At 32.3% G+C, this 23,361-nt stretch carries 19 protein-coding genes and 1 pseudogene; 4 read left to right on the forward strand and 16 right to left on the reverse strand.

The features are described 5' to 3' along the window. Positions 1 to 14: 14 nt before the first annotated feature. The 7 genes from GFJ36_RS26825 to fabZ all read right to left on the reverse strand — a co-directional run bounded on the left by GFJ36_RS26825 (position 15) and on the right by fabZ (position 6,782). Positions 15 to 1,049, reverse strand: a complete 1,035-nt coding sequence (locus tag GFJ36_RS26825; RefSeq protein WP_098649106.1) for an ABC transporter substrate-binding protein — start codon at positions 1,047 to 1,049, stop codon at positions 15 to 17. Then, a complete protein-coding gene (locus GFJ36_RS26830) occupies positions 1,046 to 1,828 on the reverse strand; it encodes a DUF3919 family protein (protein WP_097889536.1) in 783 nt (260 codons plus the stop codon). Before GFJ36_RS26830 ends, GFJ36_RS26825 begins: the two co-directional genes overlap by 4 nt. Positions 1,829 to 1,894: 66 nt before the next feature. Continuing rightward, a complete protein-coding gene (locus GFJ36_RS26835; protein WP_097889535.1) occupies positions 1,895 to 3,325 on the reverse strand; it encodes a HAMP domain-containing sensor histidine kinase in 1,431 nt (476 codons plus the stop codon). An 11-nt stretch (positions 3,326 to 3,336) separates the two neighbouring features. After that, positions 3,337 to 4,008, reverse strand: coding sequence for a response regulator transcription factor (locus GFJ36_RS26840; RefSeq protein ID WP_097889534.1), 672 nt, complete (start codon positions 4,006 to 4,008; stop codon positions 3,337 to 3,339). Positions 4,009 to 4,130: 122 nt separating this feature from the next. Continuing rightward, complete coding sequence (gene galE / locus GFJ36_RS26845; RefSeq protein WP_001084638.1) at positions 4,131 to 5,123, reverse strand: UDP-glucose 4-epimerase GalE; 993 nt, start codon at positions 5,121 to 5,123, stop codon at positions 4,131 to 4,133. 191 nt (positions 5,124 to 5,314) lie between these two features. Next, positions 5,315 to 6,226 (reverse strand): polyisoprenyl-teichoic acid--peptidoglycan teichoic acid transferase TagU, encoded by a 912-nt coding sequence (gene tagU, locus GFJ36_RS26850; protein ID WP_097889533.1) that lies wholly within the window; start codon positions 6,224 to 6,226, stop codon positions 5,315 to 5,317. A gap of 121 nt (positions 6,227 to 6,347) precedes the next feature. Next, a complete protein-coding gene (gene fabZ / locus GFJ36_RS26855) occupies positions 6,348 to 6,782 on the reverse strand; it encodes a 3-hydroxyacyl-ACP dehydratase FabZ (protein WP_000884318.1) in 435 nt (144 codons plus the stop codon). A 497-nt stretch (positions 6,783 to 7,279) separates the two neighbouring features. Between fabZ and GFJ36_RS26860 the strand changes: the two genes are divergently transcribed. Then, the gene (locus GFJ36_RS26860; protein WP_088064844.1) at positions 7,280 to 7,723 is read left to right on the forward strand and encodes an SRPBCC family protein; all 444 of its coding nucleotides are present in this window, start codon (positions 7,280 to 7,282) and stop codon (positions 7,721 to 7,723) included. Between the two features lie 58 nt (positions 7,724 to 7,781). On the opposite strand, the pseudogene GFJ36_RS26865 reads toward GFJ36_RS26860, so the two are convergent. Further along, positions 7,782 to 8,072 (reverse strand): annotated as a pseudogene (locus tag GFJ36_RS26865) (UTP--glucose-1-phosphate uridylyltransferase); the annotation flags it as partial. A 353-nt stretch (positions 8,073 to 8,425) separates the two neighbouring features. Between GFJ36_RS26865 and GFJ36_RS26870 the strand changes: the two are divergent. The 3 genes from GFJ36_RS26870 (at position 8,426) to GFJ36_RS26880 (ending at position 11,722) form a co-directional block, all read left to right on the forward strand. Beyond that, on the forward strand, positions 8,426 to 9,223 hold the full coding sequence (locus GFJ36_RS26870) for an SGNH/GDSL hydrolase family protein (RefSeq protein WP_098707785.1): 798 nt from the start codon (positions 8,426 to 8,428) through the stop codon (positions 9,221 to 9,223). Between the two features lie 941 nt (positions 9,224 to 10,164). After that, positions 10,165 to 10,605 (forward strand): SRPBCC family protein, encoded by a 441-nt coding sequence (locus tag GFJ36_RS26875; RefSeq protein ID WP_098707784.1) that lies wholly within the window; start codon positions 10,165 to 10,167, stop codon positions 10,603 to 10,605. A 148-nt stretch (positions 10,606 to 10,753) separates the two neighbouring features. Further along, positions 10,754 to 11,722: a DUF6270 domain-containing protein gene (locus tag GFJ36_RS26880; RefSeq protein WP_098707783.1), complete on the forward strand. Its 969-nt coding sequence runs from the start codon at positions 10,754 to 10,756 to the stop codon at positions 11,720 to 11,722. Positions 11,723 to 11,912: 190 nt separating this feature from the next. On the opposite strand, the gene tagH is transcribed toward GFJ36_RS26880, so the two are convergent. The 8 genes from tagH to GFJ36_RS26920 all read right to left on the reverse strand — a co-directional run bounded on the left by tagH (position 11,913) and on the right by GFJ36_RS26920 (position 23,141). Then, the gene (gene tagH / locus GFJ36_RS26885; protein WP_098707782.1) at positions 11,913 to 13,601 is read right to left on the reverse strand and encodes a teichoic acids export ABC transporter ATP-binding subunit TagH; all 1,689 of its coding nucleotides are present in this window, start codon (positions 13,599 to 13,601) and stop codon (positions 11,913 to 11,915) included. 14 nt (positions 13,602 to 13,615) lie between these two features. Further along, a complete protein-coding gene (locus GFJ36_RS26890; protein WP_098707781.1) occupies positions 13,616 to 14,419 on the reverse strand; it encodes an ABC transporter permease in 804 nt (267 codons plus the stop codon). A gap of 2 nt (positions 14,420 to 14,421) precedes the next feature. Then, on the reverse strand, positions 14,422 to 15,621 hold the full coding sequence (locus GFJ36_RS26895; RefSeq protein ID WP_157349798.1) for a CDP-glycerol glycerophosphotransferase family protein: 1,200 nt from the start codon (positions 15,619 to 15,621) through the stop codon (positions 14,422 to 14,424). A gap of 46 nt (positions 15,622 to 15,667) precedes the next feature. Then, a complete protein-coding gene (locus GFJ36_RS26900) occupies positions 15,668 to 16,675 on the reverse strand; it encodes an NAD(P)H-dependent glycerol-3-phosphate dehydrogenase (protein WP_098707779.1) in 1,008 nt (335 codons plus the stop codon). A gap of 125 nt (positions 16,676 to 16,800) precedes the next feature. Further along, positions 16,801 to 18,663, reverse strand: a complete 1,863-nt coding sequence (locus tag GFJ36_RS26905; protein ID WP_098707778.1) for a glycosyltransferase family 2 protein — start codon at positions 18,661 to 18,663, stop codon at positions 16,801 to 16,803. A 15-nt stretch (positions 18,664 to 18,678) separates the two neighbouring features. After that, positions 18,679 to 19,800, reverse strand: a complete 1,122-nt coding sequence (locus GFJ36_RS26910; RefSeq protein ID WP_098707777.1) for a DegT/DnrJ/EryC1/StrS family aminotransferase — start codon at positions 19,798 to 19,800, stop codon at positions 18,679 to 18,681. A 1-nt stretch (position 19,801) separates the two neighbouring features. Further along, the gene (locus tag GFJ36_RS26915) at positions 19,802 to 21,088 is read right to left on the reverse strand and encodes an ATP-grasp domain-containing protein (RefSeq protein ID WP_098707776.1); all 1,287 of its coding nucleotides are present in this window, start codon (positions 21,086 to 21,088) and stop codon (positions 19,802 to 19,804) included. 46 nt (positions 21,089 to 21,134) lie between these two features. Further along, a complete protein-coding gene (locus GFJ36_RS26920; protein ID WP_098707775.1) occupies positions 21,135 to 23,141 on the reverse strand; it encodes a CDP-glycerol glycerophosphotransferase family protein in 2,007 nt (668 codons plus the stop codon). Positions 23,142 to 23,361 lie beyond the last annotated feature (220 nt).

A 23,361-nucleotide genomic window follows, 5' to 3' on the forward strand; every position in this document is an offset into this window, starting at 1 on the left:
TTCGTCTCCTTTTCTCACTTCTGAGAGAGACGCTGTCTATTCCATATCTCGATTATTCCGCTATTTGATATATTTTGGTTTGTTCTTCTAACCGGCTGTCCTTCTATTTCTTTCTCGTTCTTCGCAAACATCGTTGGTACGCCAAACGAAACTTTTTCTAAAATGTGACCCGCTTCTTCTGATAAACAATAATCAATAAATAAATCCGCAATAATACCACTCGGTGCACGTTTTAGTTTCGAAATCGCATTAACAGATAACCCTGTTTGCTCAGGTACAATACTTACAATTGGAAAGCCTCGTTTTTGAAGCATTCTCTGATCTCCCATGAAATTGATGCCTATCATATACTCACCGCTCGCAACAAGCTCTACTGGTATGTAACCATTCACCGTTACTTCACCAACTTGCCCTGCAAGGTTCTTCACATATTCCTTCGCTTCCACTTCACCTAAAGTATCAATAAGTGATTGAAAAAACGTATATGCTGTTCCTGAGACATTCGGATCTGGCATAACAATCTTTCCCTTATATACTGGATTTAATAAATCTTGCCACCTTGATGGATAAGGAAGTCCGAGCGGCGCTATCTCTTCATTCCACCGCTCTTTATTGATCGCAATTGCCAGCTTCTCCACTTCATAACCGTACCAATAACCGTCTTTATCTTTAACAGTTTTTGAAATACGGTTCGCATGCTGACTCGTAACAGGAATAGATAGATTTTTTTGCTTCATCATTTGATGCGCGTCTACCGTACCGCCAATAATAATATCCGCTTTCGGATTTCCAGCTTCCTCTTCTACCCTCCGAAGAAGCTCTTCTGTCGAAAGACGAATAAATTCATACGTACAGCCGCGTGGTTTACAAAATGATGAAAGCAAAGCTTCACCAACTTCCTCACGAGCTGCTACATACGCAACAAGATGACGATCATCCAAAATAGGGAGGCCACTTTTATTATATTTAATAGAGGTTGTATCTCGAGAGCAACTAGACATCGCTCCTCCAATTACTAGCAAAAAGAAGAAAAAGGCTATCTTTCTCATGACACATTCTCCTTTACAAATAAATTTGCTAGGGAGCTTTTCATATACATAACATTCCCGTTATTATCACCGAGATATTGCACAACAAAGTACGATGGATACACAGAAATAGTAAGAATGTCTTCTCGCTCATTCTTTATACGCTTCCCTGTTTTATAAGCGGTAATATAAGCAATCGGTTCATTCTGTGATTGTAATAATTTCTGTATTTCTCCGTAATCTGTAATTTGCTTCGCGTACCGAATCGAATCAAGTATGTGCGTAAGATTCATCGCACGTTCTACATCACCTTGGCGTACTATGACATCCTGTGCTGACGCAAAAAAATCACTAATACGTTCTGGTGTGTAATACAGGCTTAACAAATACGTTTGAAATGCTGAAATCATTGGGTCCGTACCATTCTTTCCGTACACATCAGCCCCGTACTGGAACAAGTCACCTACTGCAAAAGTACGTTTATGTCCATTCAAGTACGTTACTTCTCCAGTAAATACTTGTTCTTGATTCTTAGCTTCTCTCGTTTCTATTTGAATTCGGTCAAAGAATGAAACAATCGTATGCAAACGAACTTCATCCGTTATAACAATTTCTCCCCACTTTTCATGCCTAACCTTCATTTCGGTAGGCAGGGATTCATTCACTCTTTGTAAAACAGTTTGTTTGTCATTCACTATTGTGATTCGATTGTATATTTGCTTCTCCATCACATAAAACAAAATAAGAGAAACAATTATACAAAGAACAAACATAAGAATTTGAAATGATAGCCTTTTCATTTCTGCCTACCTCCAAGATAAAAAAACGTTGTTTCGAAAATACCGCATAATTGTTTCATAAATGTATCATTTAACCGCTTTCAAGTTTTTTATGTCTTCCATCCGTCTCGGAAGCAAAAATGTAATAAATATTGTAGTACCAATCTCTTCACTACTCTCAATTCGCATACTTCCGCCCTGCTTATTCATAATCTCCTGACAAATATACAAACCGTAACCATTCCCGTAACTAGAAGGTAGTACCTTCCCTTCTGGTGCTTCATTCCACTCTGCAAGCACACCTTCATCTATACCAATGCCATCATCATGAACAAAAACCTTTGCCTCACGTTCATTTACAATTACATTCATACGAATTTGCGTAGCATCGCTATATTTTATCGCATTATCCAGCACGTTTAAGAAAATCTGTTTCGTCTTATCGAAATCCGCAACAACATGTACATCTGTTAACTCATTTATCACTTCAATCTCAAATTTTTGCAGACGAGGTTTCACAATTGAAACTGCTTCTTCTGCTAATTCCTTTACATTCACAACTGTAGGTGACACTTCAAACGTACTCTTCCCGTACTTTGAAGACTTAAGCAATTCCTCTACAAGTGATAATAAACGCTCACTCTCTACAGCCACATATCGCAGGCTCTCTTTTACATCTTCCTTCGCCTTTAACTTCGGAATTAAATCCACATAGCCAATAATCGCCGTTAACGGTGTTTTTAGCTCATGCGTAATGCGGTCTAAGAAATCTTTCTGCTTCTCTTTCTCCTCTTTCAATTGCTTAATATGCAGCTCAATTCCATCAGCCATCGCATTAAAAGATGCTGAAAGCTGAGCAATTTCCACATATTCATTTAGCTCAATCTTACTTTTATAATCACCATTCGCAAGCCGCTTTGCCATTTGTCTTAACTGATCAATCGGCTTATGAAGAGACTTTGCCAAACGAATTGCAAAGAAAATACCTGCAGCTACGAGACAAAGAGACGTCATTAAGAACGTCCAGCCAACATTTGTTAAAACTTCCTTCTCACCCGTTAACTCATTTATAAAACGAACACTTCCGATGACATCGTTTCCATAATAAACTGGGCTTGAAAACAAAAGAATTGGAGCTAGGTCTCCCTCTTCAAAAACATACGATTTCTTCCCCTTCAAAGAGCTCTCAATATCAATATTCCGGTGAAGAAGTGCTCCCTTTTGCGTATCCGCAACAACATCTCCATTCTTTCCAATCATCTGTACACGTACATCCATGCGCTTTGCTAAATACGAAGCAATTAAAAGTGAATTCGGGCCGAGCGTCTCGACCTCTGCTTCCTTCTCTAAATAATTCATCGTATAAATTTGTGCTTCTACACTTAACTTCTCTAAAGAATTTGCCGCGTTATGATACATATTCTTTTCTAACGTAATATAAACAACTGCGTACAAAAGAACAAAAATCGGGATTAACAGTCCCACTATTCCAAACACCATATTCCTTTTTAAAGACATACCATCACCACTTAACAATCTAGTTTATAGCCAACGCCATAAATTGTCTTAATATATTCCCCGCTATTCCCTAGCTTCTTCCGCAGTCTTTGCACCATAATATCAACCGCTCTCGTATTTCCGATATACTCAAACCCCCATACTTTCTCAAGTAACTCATCTCTCATAAATACACGCTGCGGATTGGAGACAAACAACTGACATAAATTAAACTCTCTGTACGTTAACTGAATTTCTTGTCCACTAACATGTACCTTTCTTTCCTTAGGACAAATCGTTATCTCTCCTGCCCCAATTACTTCATGACTTACCGTTACCTCTGCCTTCATCACACGCCGCGTCATATTCTTGACCCGAAGAATAAGCTCCGCATAATTAAATGGCTTCGTCACATAATCATCCGCACCAAGCTGCAGACCAAGCAATTTATCATTCATCTGACTCTTTGCAGTTAACATGAGTACTGGAATATCCCTATTCTTCTCACGGAATAAACGAAGCAACTCGTACCCATCTGTATCTGGAAGCATAACATCCAAAATTAATACATCCGGTCCTTCATTCCATTTCTCTAAAGCTTCTCTTCCATCAGCCGCCGTGAGCACTTCATATCCTTCCATCTCCAACTGCATCCGAATCAAATTACGAATACTCGATTCATCATCAACTACAAGTATTTTCATTATTCTCCTCCTTCCATCCCGTATTATAGTACAGTTTAGTATAGCAAAAATCCTATAAAAAAAGAGAGGGTATTGTCGAACATATGTTGAACGACAATACCCTCTCTTTCACTTATTATATTTTATTTAGCATACCCATTAGGTTGCTTCTGATGCCAATTCCAAGCGTGCTCAATGATTGTCTTCACATTTACATACTTAGGATCCCAACCTAACTTCTCTTTCGCTTTCTGAGAAGAAGCAACTAAACGTGCTGGATCTCCCGCACGACGTGGCGCTACTTCAGCAGGAATTTCATGATTTGTAACTTCACGAACTGCATCAACGATTTCTTTTACACTGAAACCATTACCATTTCCTAAGTTATAGAAATCACTCTCTCCGCCGTTCTGTAGGTCTTTAAGCCCTAAGAAGTGAGCTGCCACTAAATCTTCAACATGAATATAATCACGAATACAAGTACCATCTGGTGTATTATAATCCTCACCAAACATCATAATCTTCTCACGTTGACCTAACGCCACTTGCAGTACAAGAGGAATTAAATGAGTCTCTGGGCGGTGATCTTCCCCAATAATACCATTTGGAGTTGCACCAGCCACGTTAAAGTATCTGAAAATCTTATAACGTAAATTAGAAGCTTGGCTATACCAATGAAGCATCTTCTCGATTGCTAACTTCGTCTCTCCATACGTATTCGTTGGATTTGTCATCGTTTCCTCAGTAATAAGGTCTACATCTACCTCACCATACGTCGCCGCAGTAGAAGAGAAAATAAACTTATCTACCTTAAACTCATCCATTACCTCTAATAAGCAAAGTGCACCATACACATTGTTATTATAATATTGAAGAGGCTTCTCCATACTAACTCCAACTAAAGAATCAGCTGCGAAATGCATAACCGCCTCAATATTTTCTTGTTTAAAAACATCTCTTAAAAATGCTTTATCACGAAGGTCGCCATTATAAAACTTCGCACCTTCCGTAATTGCATCCTCATGACCAGTTTGTAAGTTATCTACTACTACTACAGATAAACCTTCGTCTACTAATTTTTTCACAGCGTGAGAACCGATATAACCAGCTCCGCCGCAGATTAGAATTGAATTCATTGTCTTCCTCCTACATATATTAGGATTTCTTATTCACTTACTTATTATAAAAGGTATACGATTGCTCGTATACCTTTTGTGTACCTTTATTACTTAGCAACGAAATAATCCGTTACATATTGTGCCCAAACTTCATGTCCTTTAGCACTTGGGAAACCGAATTCTGTCTAAAGAAGTTGGGCCATTGCTTATTACTTAGTCACTTCAAGATGCGCTCTTAATTTATTCGATAAATCTTGTTTTGCTGCATCTGGAACATAGTAGTACCAAATACCATTAGCAGCCTTGTGACCGTCACCCGGGATTTGGATATCCTCACTATTTTTCAAGCAATCTTTATAGTTCTTTTGCATATCAAACATTTGATCTTGCGTTAAGTTTGTCTTCACATTCTTTTGAATTGCTGCTAATACATCTCCATAACCTGTTAAAGAAGAGAAGCTTGCACCCTTCTTAATAACAGCCTGCATTACTTGACGCTGACGCATTTGACGTCCAAAGTCGCCGCGTGGGTCTTCTTTACGCATACGTGTGTATGCTAGAGCTTGGTCACCTGTTAAATGAATATTCCCTTTTTGGAAGTGCTTCCCTTCTAGAGAGAATTCCAAATCATTATTTACATCTACCCCACCGACTGCATCAACGATATCTTTAAAGCCTTCCATGTTCACTTCAATATAATAATTAATAGGAACATTCAAGAAGTTTTCTACGGTCGCTACAGACATATCTACTCCGCCGAATGCATAAGCATGATTGATTTTATCGCTTTTACCTTTTCCAACAATTTCTGTATAAGTATCACGAGGAATACTTACTGTTTTCATAGAGTTATTTTTAGGATTTAATGTAATTACCATTAAAGAGTCTGAACGCCCTTTATCATTACCGCGCTCGTCTGCCCCTAGTAATAAAATTGACACTGGTTCACTCTTGCTAACTTTTTCTCCAACGTTACTGTTGTTCTGATCACGTTTTAAAGGTTGATGAACTTCCTTTAATGTATTAGATACAGAAGAATATACATTATAGGCATAAATTCCTCCGCCTATTATTAGTACCCCGATAATACCGAGTACCCAAAATAAAATTTTCTTTTTCATTATTGCACCCTTCTTTCTTAAGCCTAACTTACAATACGTGTAAATCCTATTATACAAACCACAAAAAATAGACAAACAACAATTATATATTGTTATTTGTCTATCACATATCTTAATATATTTATTCTTTCTTGTCACCAAGCGCAAACGTTATTTCTGTCTCACAAGCAATTTCACCATCTACAGTAGCAATTGCTTTTCCTTTTCCAATCGCTCCACGTACACGTGTCATTTCAACTTCTAAACGAAGTTGGTCACCTGGACGGACTTGTCGTTTAAAACGGCAATTATCGATGCCTGCGAAGAATGCTAAGCGACCACGGTTCTCTTCTTTCTTCAACATAGCAACAGCGCCAACTTGTGCTAAAGCCTCTACAATTAAAACACCTGGCATTACAGGATAATCTGGAAAATGTCCATTAAAAAATTCTTCATTAGCTGTAACATTCTTTATCCCAATAGCACGCTTTCCTTCTTCTACTTCTAAAACTTTATCCACTAGTAGAAATGGATAGCGATGAGGAATTATTTCTTTAATTTGTTGAATATCTAGCATACACTTCTCTCCTTAAACAAGATTGGTCATACCACCAGAAGTTATACTATCATTATCCCATTTTAAATCTCATTTGTCATTATAAAAAAGGATTTCAAGATTTCTCTTTTAAATAAAAAAATGTATACACTCTTTTCAATATGTATTATCACTGACACGGAGGTTGAAAAGAGTGTATACCCAAGTTAGGGAAAGGCAAATTATATCAAATATATTAAGCCTTAATGTCGTATTCAAGATTTATTATATATGACAAAAATAAGAAATTAAAACCTAATTTTCGACCTTTTTCGTATTAATTCCCTAATATTACTCATGATTTCTCTATTTTCCTTACATTCTCTTAAATGTGATATTTAGAAATATAAATTTTAATGAAAAATTATTAAAATAAAAACAAAAACGCTTGTAATAGAATTTACACAATAATATTATAACAGAATGAATATAGGATTTTACCCTAATTATTCAAATACCTTTTAGAAAGGAATGCAAAAATGGCAAAAGGTATACATACTATAGAGTTAAATGCTTCACCAAATCAAATTTGGAAATTTATTAGTGATATAAACAATTGGGCTCCACTAGTCGCAGGCTATGTTAAACATAAAATTATTGATGACAAACATTCAACTTGGCGTTTGCACGGTGATTTAGGATTTATTAAACGCGACGTTAGTCTCAATGTTGAAATTATTGAATGGCAAATGCCTGATAAAATTAGCTTTACGATGACTTCTCCAACAAAAAAATTAGTTGGTAGCGGCTTTTTTCTTGCTGAATCAACCTCTCCTTCTACTACAAAAGTAACAAGTCAGTTAGAATTGCGAACAACTGGTAAGGGGGCCTTTGTTTTTAACGGCGCAATAAAACCATTTGTCCCTAAAATGACAAAGCACCTTTCTAAAAAAGTGGCAGATAAATTAATGAAACAGTTATAAAAAACCATCTCAGAAATTTATTTTACAATAAATTTCCGGGATGTTTTTTTTGTAAAAGTTAATTATTAACCATTTCTGTTTTAAATAATTTCTCCATATAGCTTAATAATTCATTCTTTAACTCATCATGCTGTAATGCCATTTCAATTGTTGTTTGAATGAATCCAAGCTTCTCTCCAACGTCGTATCGCTTTCCTTCGAAATCATAGGCAAATACTCTTTGTATCTCATTTAAACGCTGAATAGCATCCGTCAACTGAATCTCTCCACCTGCTCCTGTTTGTTGATTCTCTAAGAACATAAAAATTTCAGGTGTTAATACATAGCGCCCCATAATTGCTAAGTTAGTAGAAATGGATAGCGATGAGGAATTATTTCTTTAATTTGTTGAATATCTAGCATATTGTTCTCCCCTTACACACTAAATTGGTCATACCACCAAAACACTGTCCTTATTATCCCACTCTTCCCCGTTTTTATCACGGAAAAAACAAAAAAGACGCTTTCTCCTCCATAGCTATCAAATTAACCTATCTAGAAATAGTCAAATAAAACTTCAACATGTTTTAATAAAAACTTATAGATAAAAAAGGAAAAACCTCCCTCTTCTTGTTAGAATCACCATGCTGCAATAATATACCTTTTCAATATTCTATATGGTAAATTTAACTTAACGCAATTTGATTAGGGGGATTTACCAAAATGAACACAAAAAAAGTAGCAACTATATCTATCACATTAAACGTAGTATTTTTTCTTTTAGGGGGATGTTTTGTTTATTTAAACAGTAAGATTTCTTTTACCACTAATAAATTATCATTAATTACAAATGAGAAGGTAGAAGTACCTTCAGAATCCCAATTAAAGAGTGCTGAAGTATCCTCTTCTACAAGTGATAGTAGTGATAAAAAAAGGGCGTTTTCGCCAATACATAAAGTACGAACATCCTTATTCAAAAATGCTGTACCTGTAGAAACTGGGGTAGCATTTTTGGGTGATAGTCTCACGGATTATAATGAATGGGGAGAAGCATTTCCCCACATTAAGACGTATAATCGTGGGATCAGCGGAGATACAACGATTGGTGTAATGGATCATTTAAACCAAGTAATTGCTTTAAAACCATCTAAAATCTTTCTTATGATTGGCATAAATGACTTGGCAGCTAAAACACCAAAAGAGGAAGTATTACATAACTATAGTGAGATTCTTAAAAAATTAAGATTAGAATTACCAGATACAAAAGTATTCATTGAAAGTATACTTCCAGTTAAACCGCTATCTAAATCCAAAAATTTAAACAATGAAGATATCAATTCGATAAATAAAGAACTTGAAAAAATAGCTAAAAAGAATAACTATACTTTTATTAATTTACACCCTTTATTTACAGACAAAGATGGACAATTAAAGAAAGAATGGACTGTCGATGGAATTCATATAAATGGCGAGGGCTATAAAGCATGGGAAAATGAAATAAAAAATTATGTTTATCGTTAAGGATTTTTCAAATAAAATACGGCTTTGAAGAAAAAAGAGGAACGCTCCATAACCTTAACTTGATGACTATGTCTTTCTATCCAAGAATGCCTTAAAAGACAAAAAAGATACACCCTTTTTCCTTTACTAATATCCGTATAACAAAATAATAGCAAATGACACGGAGGTTGGAAAAAGAGTTATATCAAGTTAGGGAAAGGTAGCATGCTTAAAGCACTACTTACCTTAAGTGCCGTATTCTCAACTTATTATAAAGGACAGAAATAGGAAAGGAAAATCTAATATTCATTGTTTTTCCTCGCTATTTCCTCCAATTACTACAAATTCCTCCTTTTTTCTTGCATTATTTTAAATGCTATATTCGGAAATTAGAATTTTTACAAAAAAGAAACCTATATAGTTTAAACAAAATTACACTAGATAGCTATCTTCTTTCAATTCTACTCGTTAGGTCACAAGAGTAAATCTGATGATGAATTAAAAAATTTGAAAGGAAAGTAATCGATGTTATTAAGTTCCATGATTCTTGAGGGTTAATGCGTGCTTCAAATGTATTAATAATAGACTATTCTTCTATTATATATTGATTAGTATTGCAGCAGAAAACCAGCAACTTATTTTGTGCCTAATTATGATAAGTAAAATAAGTAACAAAAAACTATCTAATAATTCATATTTGAAAATAGCTTCTATCTAATGGGAACACCTAGACTTAACGATACTCCGCTTCAAGAAGAAGTATCACATTTCAAACTATAAAATAACATCTTTTTATATTTATCTAATATTCAGATATTAACATTATAATGACATTTTTCACTAGAGATTGAACAACATCTGTTGTAAAATAATTCATAGAGAAACCTCTTTTTTATACTTTGTATGTTATCACAAACAATCCAATTCGATGATTGAATCACATGTAAGGGAGGATTCAATCTATGGCAAAAGGAACTCACTCAATTGAATTAGATATACCCTTAGAAAACATTTGGATATTCATTAATAATATAAATAACTGGGCTCCTCTCGTTTCTGGATACGTTAAACATAGAATAATTAATAATCAACATTCAAGTTGGCGCCTATATGGTGATATTGGTATAATTAAACGCAATGTTGATTTGCATGTTAAAATTATTGAACAGAAAGATTACGATAAAATTAGTTTTACAATTGCTTCTCCAACTAAAAAATTAACAGGTAGTGGTTTTTTCCATGCCGAAGCAATTTCTCCATCAAAGAAACGAATAACAAGTGAACTAGAAATGAAAGAAAAAGGTAAAAATACCTTTATCATTAATAGGGTAATGACACCTTTTTTGCACATAATGATAAATCAACTATCCAAAAGAATAGCTGATAAACTGAAAAATCAATAAATACTAATTTGAAAATTCTTATCTATACTTTATATTTCAAACTCAACATCCTTTTATATTCCATTTATTATTGTGTTGAACGGAATACGTGCATAGTTCTTCATAGAACATGTTGAAATAGTAAAATTACTAAGGAGTTAATTATTATATGAAAATAAATCCAATCAATGTAGCAACTCTAGGAAGCTGCCTAACCAGAGATAATTTTAATTCCCTCTTTAATCCTAATTATAAGGAATTTTATAATTGTATATTACATCAACATCAAACATCAATAATAAGTTTAATGTCTAGTCCTATACCATTCAATGAAGCCAAGATAGATAATCAAACCAATAGTTCAGATGTTTGGCATTTAAAAACAGAATTCACCAAAGAATTTTTGACATTAATTAAACAAATGGCTCCTAGTTATTTAATTATAGATTTTTTTGCAGACGTGTACTTTGGTGTCATAAAAATAAACACTAACCAATTCCTAACCAATAATTGGTGGAAATTAACAAAAACATCTTACTATAAGGAACTGGATTCAAAACAAGAGTTGAAAATAGCGTTAAATAGAGATGAATATTTCGAATTATGGAAACTCAGTATTGATAAATTCTTCAACTTTCTAAAAAAAGAATTACCCACGTGTCAAGTAATATTAACACAAGCTAGGTTTGTTGATTGGTATATCGAAAAAGAAACCCAGGCAATTAAACAATTAAGTAAAAATGGTAAGCACTATCCCATTAATATAGATTATCTGAACTCCCTTTGGGATCAGTTAGATAGATATGTAATACAAAAATATGATGTTAAATGTATAAATTTAACAGATGAAAAATATATATCTCATGAAGAGCATCCTTGGGGAGATTTTTATGTTCATTATACAGAAAATTATTATCATAATTTTTTAAAGAACCTTCATGAAATAGTACTACATGAACAAATAATTAAAATACAAGAGTTATCGCAATTAAATGATATTCTACAAACAGATAACACTTTATTAAAAAATACATTATGTACAGCACAAGATGAGAATACATCATTAGAATCAACAGTATCTACACTTCAAAACCAATCTTTTACATCTTTTATTTCAAATAAATTGAAAAAATATTAATCCATTACCGTAATTTTAAAATGTATCAATACTATTTATCTTTTTTATTTTATCCAAGGATTCAAATAACACTTAAGTAAATTAAAGCTCTTTAATTCATACTAAAAACATTAAAAATATGAGAGTGCTCCTCAATTCATAACTTTTTATATTGAGGAGCACTCTTATTTTCATAATTAATCAATTGCTTTTAAATATCCAACAAAGAAACAATAGATAGTTTATCAACCTGCACACCATTTGAAATATCAAATTTAAAATCATATTTATTAGATCGATAAACTAATAATGAACTATCTTTATCTTCCACCTGTGCTTTGCCTAATTGCTCAATTAGCTTTGATCTTAATATAGCCATATCCTTTAGGTTTACCTGCTTAGCAACCAATTCATTATTATATACAATATCAATATTTTTATATTGGGTCAGTATTCCTTCTGGAAGTTTTTCTTCATTCTGAGGAATACCTATCATACTAGTTACATCTTCCTTACGTTTACCTAATAAATTAATACTCTGTTCAAGATTTTGGGGTACTCCCTCTAAATCCCTTAATTTTTTCATAACATCTTCATACGGTAATGCCTTGTGAAACGGAATTGAAATTGTTATTTCTTCGCTAATCCAACCCTCCTCCCCATTGTCATAAACAGTCTTTAACCAATTGATTCCAGATTGTTCATCTTTTTTCTGATCCTTTACTACAAACGGTGTTCCAAATGTCATCGTATTAATTACTTGTCCTTCTAAAGCTGGCATACTCCTTACACGTGCCTTTGCAGAATTTATATATCTAACATCTAAATCAACTAATGGGTTTTTCTCTTTTTTTACAGGCTTTTCTTTATAAGTTGTTTTTTTCACCGACTCTTTCGCTTGTAAAGAATGAAAAATATTATCCTTTTGCCAATACGTTAGTCCACCTATCGTGATAAGTAATATAAAACCAATTAAACTTGTCATATACTTACGATCTAGTCGTTTCTTCCTATGCTGCAACGTTTCTCCACGTAATAAAAGGGCATAGTCTGTAATTTCTTTTGATACATTTGGTTCATCTTCCGGAGCAATCTTTTCCTTTTCTAGCCCTTTTCCGGTTTGCTTTTCCATTGCTTCTTTTTTGAATTTTTGTTGCTCTTCTTTGCTCATTGCCTTGTATTCTTTTAAGAAGCTTTCATACTTCGGCATTACTTCTTCAATAGGACCGTAGTCTCTAATTTCACCGTATTCAAGCCATAAAGCCTTTGTACAGAATTTCTTCACTTGTCCTAAAGAATGGCTAACAAAAAATATTGTTTTGCCCTGTTCCTTAAATTCATTCATTCGTTTTAAACATTTATCAGCAAATGTTTGATCACCTACTGATAAAGCTTCGTCGATTACGAGTACATCTGGATTAATACTAACTGAAATTGCAAAACCTAAACGTGATTTCATCCCACTAGAATATTTTTTTACTGGCATATCAATAAACTTACCAATATCAGCAAAATCAATAATTTCAGGTGTCAATTCTTCAATTTGTTGTTTACTTAATCCCATCATTAAACATTTAAGCTCAATATTTTCTCTACCTGACAATTGATTATTCAAACCAGCTGCGATTGCAATGAGTGCGACTTTCCCTTTTATGTCGATACTCCCAACTGTAGGCAGTGTAATGCCAGCAATCAAATTAGACATCGTTGATTTTCCAGAACCATTTACCCCAACAATACCAATAACATCACCGTTTTGAGCCTCAAATGTTAAGTTTCTTAATGCATAAAAGTTTTCACCAAACCCTCCTGGATATATAATATCCTTTAATTTCTCAGAGTTTTTGCTATGCATTTTATATTTTTTTGTTACATTATGAAACTTCACTGATTCATTCATTTTTACAACCCTCATCATAGATAATCTGCAAAGTGCTTTCTCAATTTCACATGTAGCGTCGCACCAATTAGCAACATAATAAGAACAAAGCCCCAAAAACATAATGCATATTTTAGATTTTCATAAAACCAACCTGTTCCTAATAAAGAAGCCCGATATCCATCAACAATATAGCAAAACGGATTTAATTGCATAATTTTTTGAAAAGTAGGTGGTAATTTTTCAGGCGTCCAAAGTATAGGCGTTAAGTATAGAAGCATTCTCATAATTGATTGAACAATTATTTGAACGTCCCTTACAATTGTTGCTAATGTTGATGTAATTAAAGAAAGTGAAAATATTAACATAAGAGTGGCAAAGATATAATAAACTAGCTGAATATAATGAATAGAAATACCTTGGCCCGTTACTAAAAATAAGATTGTCACAATCCCAACAAGTATCAAATGTTGATACAGATTAGACATAATGACAAAGCTAGGGATAACACTCATTGGAAAACTCATCTTCGAAACCATGTTTAATCTTGTATAAATGGACTTAGAAGCTTGTAGCATTGCTGGTTGTACAAAAAACCATACAACAAGCCCTGCAGATAGCCAATAAACAAATGGTACTCCATCTATCCCTTGACCACCCCGAATTCCAAACCCGAATACAAACCAATAAATACTCATTTGTATTAGAGGATTCAGCACTTCCCAAATAAGCCCCAAATAATTATTATTATTTGTACTTTTTACTTGATAAATAGATAAACGTTTAATTAAATAAAAGCTGTTTATCTGTTCTTTTAATACCATAATCATTGAATTCATCTTTATTGTGCCTCTCCGAAGAATATTTTCTCTACTACTCGCTTAGAAGCAAACCCATCTTCTAAATAACAATAATTATTATAGAAGGTATTATATTTCTCTGCAAATGCACTTAAACCTACCATTTCGAATTTTAATGTTTCCTCTAGCACTTCCTCTGTATTCATCACAACCGGCCCAGGAGCTTCCGTCTCTAAATCAAAATAAAAACCTCTTAATTTATCACGATAAGAATCAATATCATACGTATAGAAGATGATTGGTCGCTTCAAATTTGCATAATCAAAAAAGACCGAAGAATAGTCTGTAATTAACAAGTCTGATAATAAATACAACTCATTTATATCAACATGTTTAGAGAAATCATACACGAATCCTTTATACGGTTCTAAATCAAACTGTTCTGCCACTAAGTAGTGCATGCGTAACAAAATAATATAATCTGAATCTAATCTTTTCTGCAAAAGTTGTAAATCTAGTTGTAAATCTAATTTATATCGACCTTTATTATAAAACTGATCGTCTCGCCACGTTGGCGCATATAAAATTATTTTTTTATCTATAGGTAATCCATTCCGTTTCTTTAATGCATCAATTGCCTTCAAGTTATTATTTACATATAAAAAATCATTACGAGGATATCCTGCTTCAACAACATCCCTTTGAAATCGAAAAGCTCGTTTAAAGATCTCAGTCGAATATCCATTAGGAGAAAGTAAATAATCCCAGTTTTGCGCTTCACGATGAAAGTTATCCTTATACTTTTCAGTAGTTGTACCTGGCATATGAACTTCTTTCATATCCCCTGCTAACTTTTTAAGTGGAGTACCATGCCAGGTTTGCACATAAGTAGTATGTTTGGGCTTCGGTAACCAAATTGGCATTCGGCTATTTGTTACCCAATATTGTGCACGCGCTAACAAAATAAACCAACGAAGTGAAAATCGTTTTACATATGGGATACTTCCTTTATCAAACTGTTCAATGTGATTTTTATTCACACTCCAAACCATTTGAAAATCCAAGTTATTTTGCAACATATATTCATACATAGCCCGTGGATTGCAACTATATTGTTTTCCAGAATAACTTTCAAATACAATCAATTTCTTTTTGGCAGGCAAATGACTACAGAAAAGAAATACTACCTTACATAGTTTTTTAACAATACGGTGATTTTTTATTCTTCTTATAAAGCTCATGTTATTTACACACCTTCTAATTCAATAGCTTCATGCCTATGATATATTAATGCGAAACTTCGCCTTTTCCCGTTCTGCCCATTAATACGTCTACTTCTTCTTTTGCATTTTTTCCATTAAATAAAACATTATATATCGCATTTGTAATTGGCATCTCAATGTTCATTTTTTTAGCTAAATGATACGCTGCTTCAGCTGTGCGAACACCTTCTACTACCATGCCCATATTTTCTAACACTTCTTCTAAATTATGACCCTTACCAAGTAAGTTTCCAGCTCGCCAATTCCGACTATGAACACTTGTACAAGTTACAATTAAATCACCAACGCCAGTTAAACCTGCAAAAGTAAGCGGATTTGCCCCCATCTCACACCCTAATCGTGTAATCTCAGTTAATCCACGTGAAATTAAAGCTGCTTTCGCATTATCTCCATAACCAAGGCCATCTGAAATTCCTGCACCAAGAGCAATAATATTTTTTAGTGCTCCACCTAATTCCACACCGAGTACATCTCGATTTGTATAAACCCTGAAGTTCGTATTCATAAATAGTTCTTGTGTTTTCTCCGCAGCCTGTAAATGATATGATGCAGCAGTTACAGTAGTAGGATGACGGAGACTCACCTCTTCTGCATGACTTGGGCCTGAAAGGACGACAATACTTTCTACTAACTCTTTCGGTATCTCTTCCTCAATCATTTCTGAGATACGTTTAAATGATCCTGGTTCAATTCCTTTACTCGCATGAATAATGGTTACCGGTTGTTTTACAACGCCCTTTAATTGTTGTACTACACTACGAATTGCTTTCGTTGGGACAACTAATAATACAGTGTCTATCCCACTCATTGCTTCCTCTAAAGACTTATAACCTTTTATAGTTTTAGAAAGCTGAATTCCAGGTAAATATGTTTCATTCGTATGATTCTCATTAATTTCATGGATTTGATTTACTTTATTACCAAAAATTCTTACTTCATGTCTATTGTCTGCTAGAACCATAGATAGGGCTGTTCCCCAACTACCTGCACCAATAACAGTAATTTTTTTCATAAGAATTCTCCTTTGTAATCCTGATTAATAAATTATTAAAAAAGGTTAAGTGATTGTTAATAATCCTCACTTAACCTTCTAAAACAATAAAACTTTTTATTTCTTTAATATAATGTACATCTAGATTATGCAAATTTCTTAAAAGGCTTCTTAAGTTTAGTTACTAAAGTACTTATTAAAGTATATGTTTTTAGAGAAACATTTCCCTTTTTCGTCTGATATATATCTATAGAACAATTATCTACCTTTATAGTTCGGCTATTAAATTCCATAATAGATCCTACACTCATTCTATATTCTTGATTGAATACATTAAAATATATATCATAAGTAGTATATTTATCTAGGAAATGTTTCCAATGTAATTCATAAACATCAACAGAGTTTTTCTGAAAATATATTTTCTCTCTTGTTTTTCTATTTCTCAAATACAATTCGATTTCATCATTTAAAAGATTATTAAATTTCAAGCTAAATGTAGACTGATTAACATTTAATTGCTCGATATTAAAATTAGTAGCTTTTAAAGATAACTTCTCATTATTAGTGAAATATAAATTATGTCTTTCACCTTGATAAGGCAGTTCCTCAGCATTCTGATTCAGAAACATTTTTTTAGAGATTCTATACTTTCCTTCTTTATTATCATAGTTAAACAATAGATATATGTCATAAATATTATTTTTATCATAATCATTTAAGTTTATCGTTATATTAAAATGATTATGGCCTTCATGTTTTAAATCATACTCTTTATAATCTTGTACATCAAAACGAGACTGCACAATTAACTTAGCAAAATGTACATTCAAAGCAAGTGGAATTTTAATTTTTTCAAAATTGATACTGTTATTCTCTATATTAAAGGCATCAATTTTTATAAAACCTTCTAATAATTCTTTAATCTGAAATAATTCATCTGGAATATTTAATGACTTATCTCGAAAATATGGTAAAGTCCAATAATATTTTCCTTTTTCCCCAATCACCTTACCTTGAGGTTTTGAAGCAAGGTAAGAAAGTAATTCCTGTTCTAAGTCATTTAGAATCATATAAATGTATAAGTTCTTTATTATTCCTAACTCATTTTCATATACATTTTCTATTCTACTCAATATGGGTTTTACTTCTTCTAAAAATACTTCTCTAAATCTTGGACTTTCTACAAGATTATTTATCGGGAAGAAAATTCTTTCTATATTTCTCTTTAAAAACTCATTGGTGAGATTTGCATCTCCATAATAATCAAAATATCTTAACTGATAGTGATAAGATTCCATTCTATCTCTAAAATTATTCACTTCGCTATTCATCTGACTAATAGACTTATGGACTGCTTGGTTTCCTCTTTTTCTCCAAAGATATACAACATCTTCTATAATTGCAATTCTTTTCGCATATAAAAATGCCTTGTGAACCATAGGTCTATCTGCATATAGCATTCCAGGTGGCATAAAGCATTCATGTTCAAAAATAAGATCTTTTTTAAATATCTTATTCCAATAAAAGGCATCGTAAAATATGTCTAAAAAGTCATTTATATTTTCAATAACCCTTTCTTCACGCCAAACTTCTCTTTCTTTTTTGTACAAAATCTCTTTCTGAATTCCATCAATTAAGATATTTGGTTTCCCTATTACAATTTCTGAATTTGTTTCTTTGGCCTTTTTATATAATTTTTCATACGCATTAAGAGGAACAATATCGTCGGAATCCATAATAGTCACATACTCACCACGAGCAATCTTCATACCTTTATTCCCAGCAATTGCACCGCCACTATTTTCTTGGTTAATTACTTTGATATTCTCATACTGACTACGATACTCTTCAATAATAATATGACTATTATCTGGGCTACTATCATTTACAATTATTATTTCTATACTGTCTAGGGTTTGATTAACAAGCGAGTCTAAACATTCCCTTAAATATTCTTCTGTATTATAAACTAAAACAATAACGCTTAGTTTATATGCTTTTTTCAATTTCAATCACCCAACTTATACATTTAGTAATGATTCTTCTAAAATAATTTCACAGATTTGCTTTATATCATTAATGTTTAATTCCGTAAACATTGGCAATGCCAAAATTCTATCACTCACATAAACAGCATTCGGAGTTTCATTCTTATCGTAATCATAGCAATCAAAATCATTGCATAATGGATAAAAATATTTCCTCACATATATGTTATATGATTTCAGCTGTTCGAATAATCGATCTCGTAAAGCATTATTCTCTAATACAATTGGAAAGTATGAATAGTTATGCTTCACATTCTCAATCTGTGGTAAATATTTTATAAAATTAACATTTTGCAAACAATTTACATATTCTTCATAGATTCGTTGTCTTTTTTGAATATCACTATCAATCGTTTTTATATTACATAATCCCATAGCCGCTTGGAATTCATTCATTTTGGCATTTGATCCTATAAATTCCACACGATCTGGTGATGGCATACCAAAGTTCTTCAATGCCATTAATTTACTTCCCAATTCTTCATCTTGAAATACTAGCAACCCACCTTCAATAGAGTGGAAAACTTTAGTTGCATGGAAACTAAACATAGATAAATCTCCATAGCTTGCTATACTACGCCCATCTATTTCGACCCCAAAAGCATGCGCTGCATCGTATATAACCTTTAAATTATATTTTTCGGCTAATTCATTTATTTTTTCAACGTTACATGGATTTCCAAATACATGTACAGCTACAATCGCACTAGTATTTTCAGTAATATGTTTTTCTATCTCTTCAACATCAATATTAAAGGTGTCCATTTCAATATCGCAAAATACAGGTTTTAATCCACAATTAGTAATTGCATGAGTAGTAGATGCGAAAGTAAATGGAGTTGTAATTACCTCTCCAGTTAATCCTAGCGCCTTAATTCCTAATTCTAAGGCTAGATGACCATTTGTAAACAGTTCCAAGTTTGGGACTCTTAAATATTGCTTTAGCTCTTCTTTAAATTCCTCATGTAATGGACCATTATTGGTTAGCCATTTTTTATTCCACACTTCTTTAATATACGAAGTATATAAATCAAAATCTGGGAGCTTTGGTTGAGTAACAGTAATTGGTTGAATAAACTTTAGTTCCTCTTTCATTTTAATATCTCCAGTCTATTAGACATTCTAATGAATCCAAATCAAATACCGGAATGCCCGTCACTTGTTTGATTTTCTTTCTTTCACTATATGAATCATCGATAAATATAGATGGAACATCATTATTCATATATTTATGTTTTTCATCATCTTTAGAAATATGAACAATTTTATTAAACATATTTTTATCAATTTTTAACGTTGCAAGTGTTTCTAAAATTTCTCTTACATGCTTAGTTACCAAGATGATTTCTTTATTATTTGCTAAACATTGATATAAGAACATCATTGTCATAGGGTTTACTTTTTCACCCAATGTAATTGTATCGTCAAAATCAATAAATACTCTTTCATAACTTACATCTAACGAAAATCTATTAATCAGGGCTCTATCAACCTCAATCCCAAAGTCATTCTCATGAAGTTCAATATCATATTCCATACGATCATATAAACTAAGTAGTGGGAAGTTAATCCCCTTATTTCTATATAAACCCATAGTCCCTGCAATTCTTGGCGCTATTTCTAATAATTTAAATTCCCCATTCACATCTTCTTTAACTTGGAAGAACCATACTCCTTGGAAATTTAATTTCTCATTTATTTGATGGGCAATCTTTTCAACTTGCTCACTATATTTTAAAGTAGCAGAATTTACACTAATTCCACTCTTCACCCTTTTACGTTCTCTCATTCCAATAAAACGTAATTCACCATTACGATCTGTAAAGCAATCAATTGTATATTCTTTTCCTGGAAGATATTCCAAAATTAATAACTCAGGATTTTTATTTGTATGGAATTTTAAATCCTCATAATCCTTCGCTAATGCAATACCTTGAGAGCCTTGTCCCACATCTGGCTTTAAAAATACAGGGAACTCTTTAACATCCTCAACTTTTTCATACATATAAGGAGTGAAAAACTCATTCTCGAAAAACTCATATGTTTTTTTCTTAGAACGTGCTACTTCACAGGTCATCTTATCAGATGTAATTACTTTAGCATTTATATCCTCTTGATTTTGAGCTAATTTTAAAACTACACTATCATGTGCTGGAATTATAAAATCAATATTATATTTTTTAATAACTTCGTTTAAACTATTTACAAAGTTATCATCATGAATATTCGGCATACCTTCAACATAATTTTGATATACAAATTTACCATGATCTGAAATGCTAGAAGCACCATAAAGTTGAATATCTTTTGCATATCTTAATGCATTATTTATCTCTAATCCTATTTCAGAACCGCACGGGAATACTAGCACGTTTTTTTTCATAATAAACACCCTCGTTATATCTGTATATTAAATATAAATATACAACTTATTTTTGAAACACTTCTGTTATAACCCTCTGTGCCGCTTTTCCATCTTCTAACTCACAGAATTTCGCATAAAATTCATCATATTTCTCTTTATATTCATCAGATATTAAATCGATATTTTCAATGGCCTTTAATAACTCAGGACCAGTTTGAATAACAGGACCCGGTAAATCTTTTTCCATGTCTAAATAAAACCCTCTGATTTCCTCTTTATACTCTTCAAAATCATAACCAAAGAATAACATCGGTTTTCTAGAATTCGCATAATCAAAGAATACCGATGAATAATCAGTTACTAAAATATCAGAAATTGTATACAATTCTTGAATATCATCATATTTTGAAAGCTCTAATACAGTAGATTTATGTTCATCTTTTATTTGCAACGCATCCGCTACTAAATGATGCATTCTTAATATTAGAACATACTCGTCTTTAAACTTTTTATAGAACTCATCCAAGCTAAACTTTAACTCAAAAGAGTGTTCCCATGAATTAGTTGCTTCATTATCTCTCCACGTTGGAGCATATAAAATTACTTTTTTATGAGATGGTATATTTAACTTTTTCTTAATTTTATTTACCTGGTCTTCTAAGTCGCTTTTATAGAAAATATCATTTGCTGGATATCCAACTTCCAGGACCTTTTTATTAAATTTGAAAGCGCGTTTGAAAATTTTACCAGAATATGAATTAGCTGATATTAGGTAGTCCCAATTTCGAGACTCAATATAAAAATTCTCTCTTGCTAAAGTTTCAGGTCCTTCTATATCAATATCAAATCCTAATTTTTTCAAAGGAGTTCCGTGCCAAGTTTGTAAATATATATTCCCTTCTCTTTTTCTTTGAACAGGAAATAATATGTTACTAACCCAGTATTTAGATTTAGCAAGGTATTTATAATACTCTTCAGTTTCTCGCTTTACAATAATAGGATTACCAGGTAAATTTGTGTGGCTTTCTCCTGAATAGGACCATACAAATTTATAATTTTTATATTTATCATCCCTTAACATTTCTTCATAAATATACTTCGGATTACCCGAATAATTTTTCCCAAAGAAACTCTCAAAGAATATCATCTGTTCATCCAATTTTTCTGATTCACATGTTTGATTGAACACACTCTTACCTTTAGCAATATTGTATGTTTTTTCAAATTGTACTTGATCGGTATACCATATCGCTAAACTTTCTTTCCCCATAGTCGCATAAAGAGACACTATATTTTGTTCATTATTTAAAACATTTTCAAGATATCTTTCTTCTTCTCTTACAATTTTTTTGTAATTTTGCAAGTTAACTAACTCTTTATATATAATGATATTTTCTTCATTTCTAGCTTGTATAAATACATCCCATCTAGAATTTAAAATTAAATCTTTCTTTAATTTATCTGTGAATAAAATACAATTAAAACGATAAATATCCTCATTTCCTTCTTGTAATTCACATTTATACCCATAACATCGCTTATTGTCCCTACGTTGCACGATTAATTCTACTTTACTTAGTTTATTATCACTAAAGTTTTCAATTTCCCCTGCTAGATAAAAATTATGCCCCACTGATTTTATTTCCGTCAGCATATGCTGACAAGCTATTCTTTGAGAACTAAATGACAAATTATTATTTACGGTTTTAAAACTTCTAAGTTTATAATGGTTATTTCTATCTACAAGTTCAAATGGGCGATTTAAATTATTGTAAGGAACTCTTCGTGAAAATTTTCTATTAAGTAAATTAAAAGTTACATATAAATCGAAGCTACCACTATCACATATTTCAAAAACCTCTTGTAAGTCAAAAGTGCCTTTATTATTTTTTATAACTTTTTTTACTCTTCTCCCAGAGTTTCTATCCTTTATAATTAAGTTCCTTTTCCCAATCAAAGGATTTAATTGGCTAAATGAAATTTGCACTTCATTTTCTTTATTAGCAGTTATAGAGTTGACTTGATGATTTAATATATACCTCTTAACAAAATTACTAATCGATTCTTTCATAATAAAATTTTGCCTACCTTTTTCTTGACTTTAGAAATTTTTCACTAATTTATATAAGAAAAATACCCTCAAATTTGTTAAATTCCCATATATCCCTACTATTTATATAGATAACAAAGGGAAAAGGAAAATACTAGGGTTTATCATTCCTAGTACTTTCCTTCAAATATTTATCAAAGATGTAATTCCTACATCGAATCGTGCTTATTAAATTGAACCT

Origin of the sequence: Bacillus sp. EE-W1 (assembly GCF_009760835.1) — a bacterium.
GTDB classification, from domain to species: Bacteria; Bacillota; Bacilli; order Bacillales; family Bacillaceae_G; genus Bacillus_A; species Bacillus_A wiedmannii.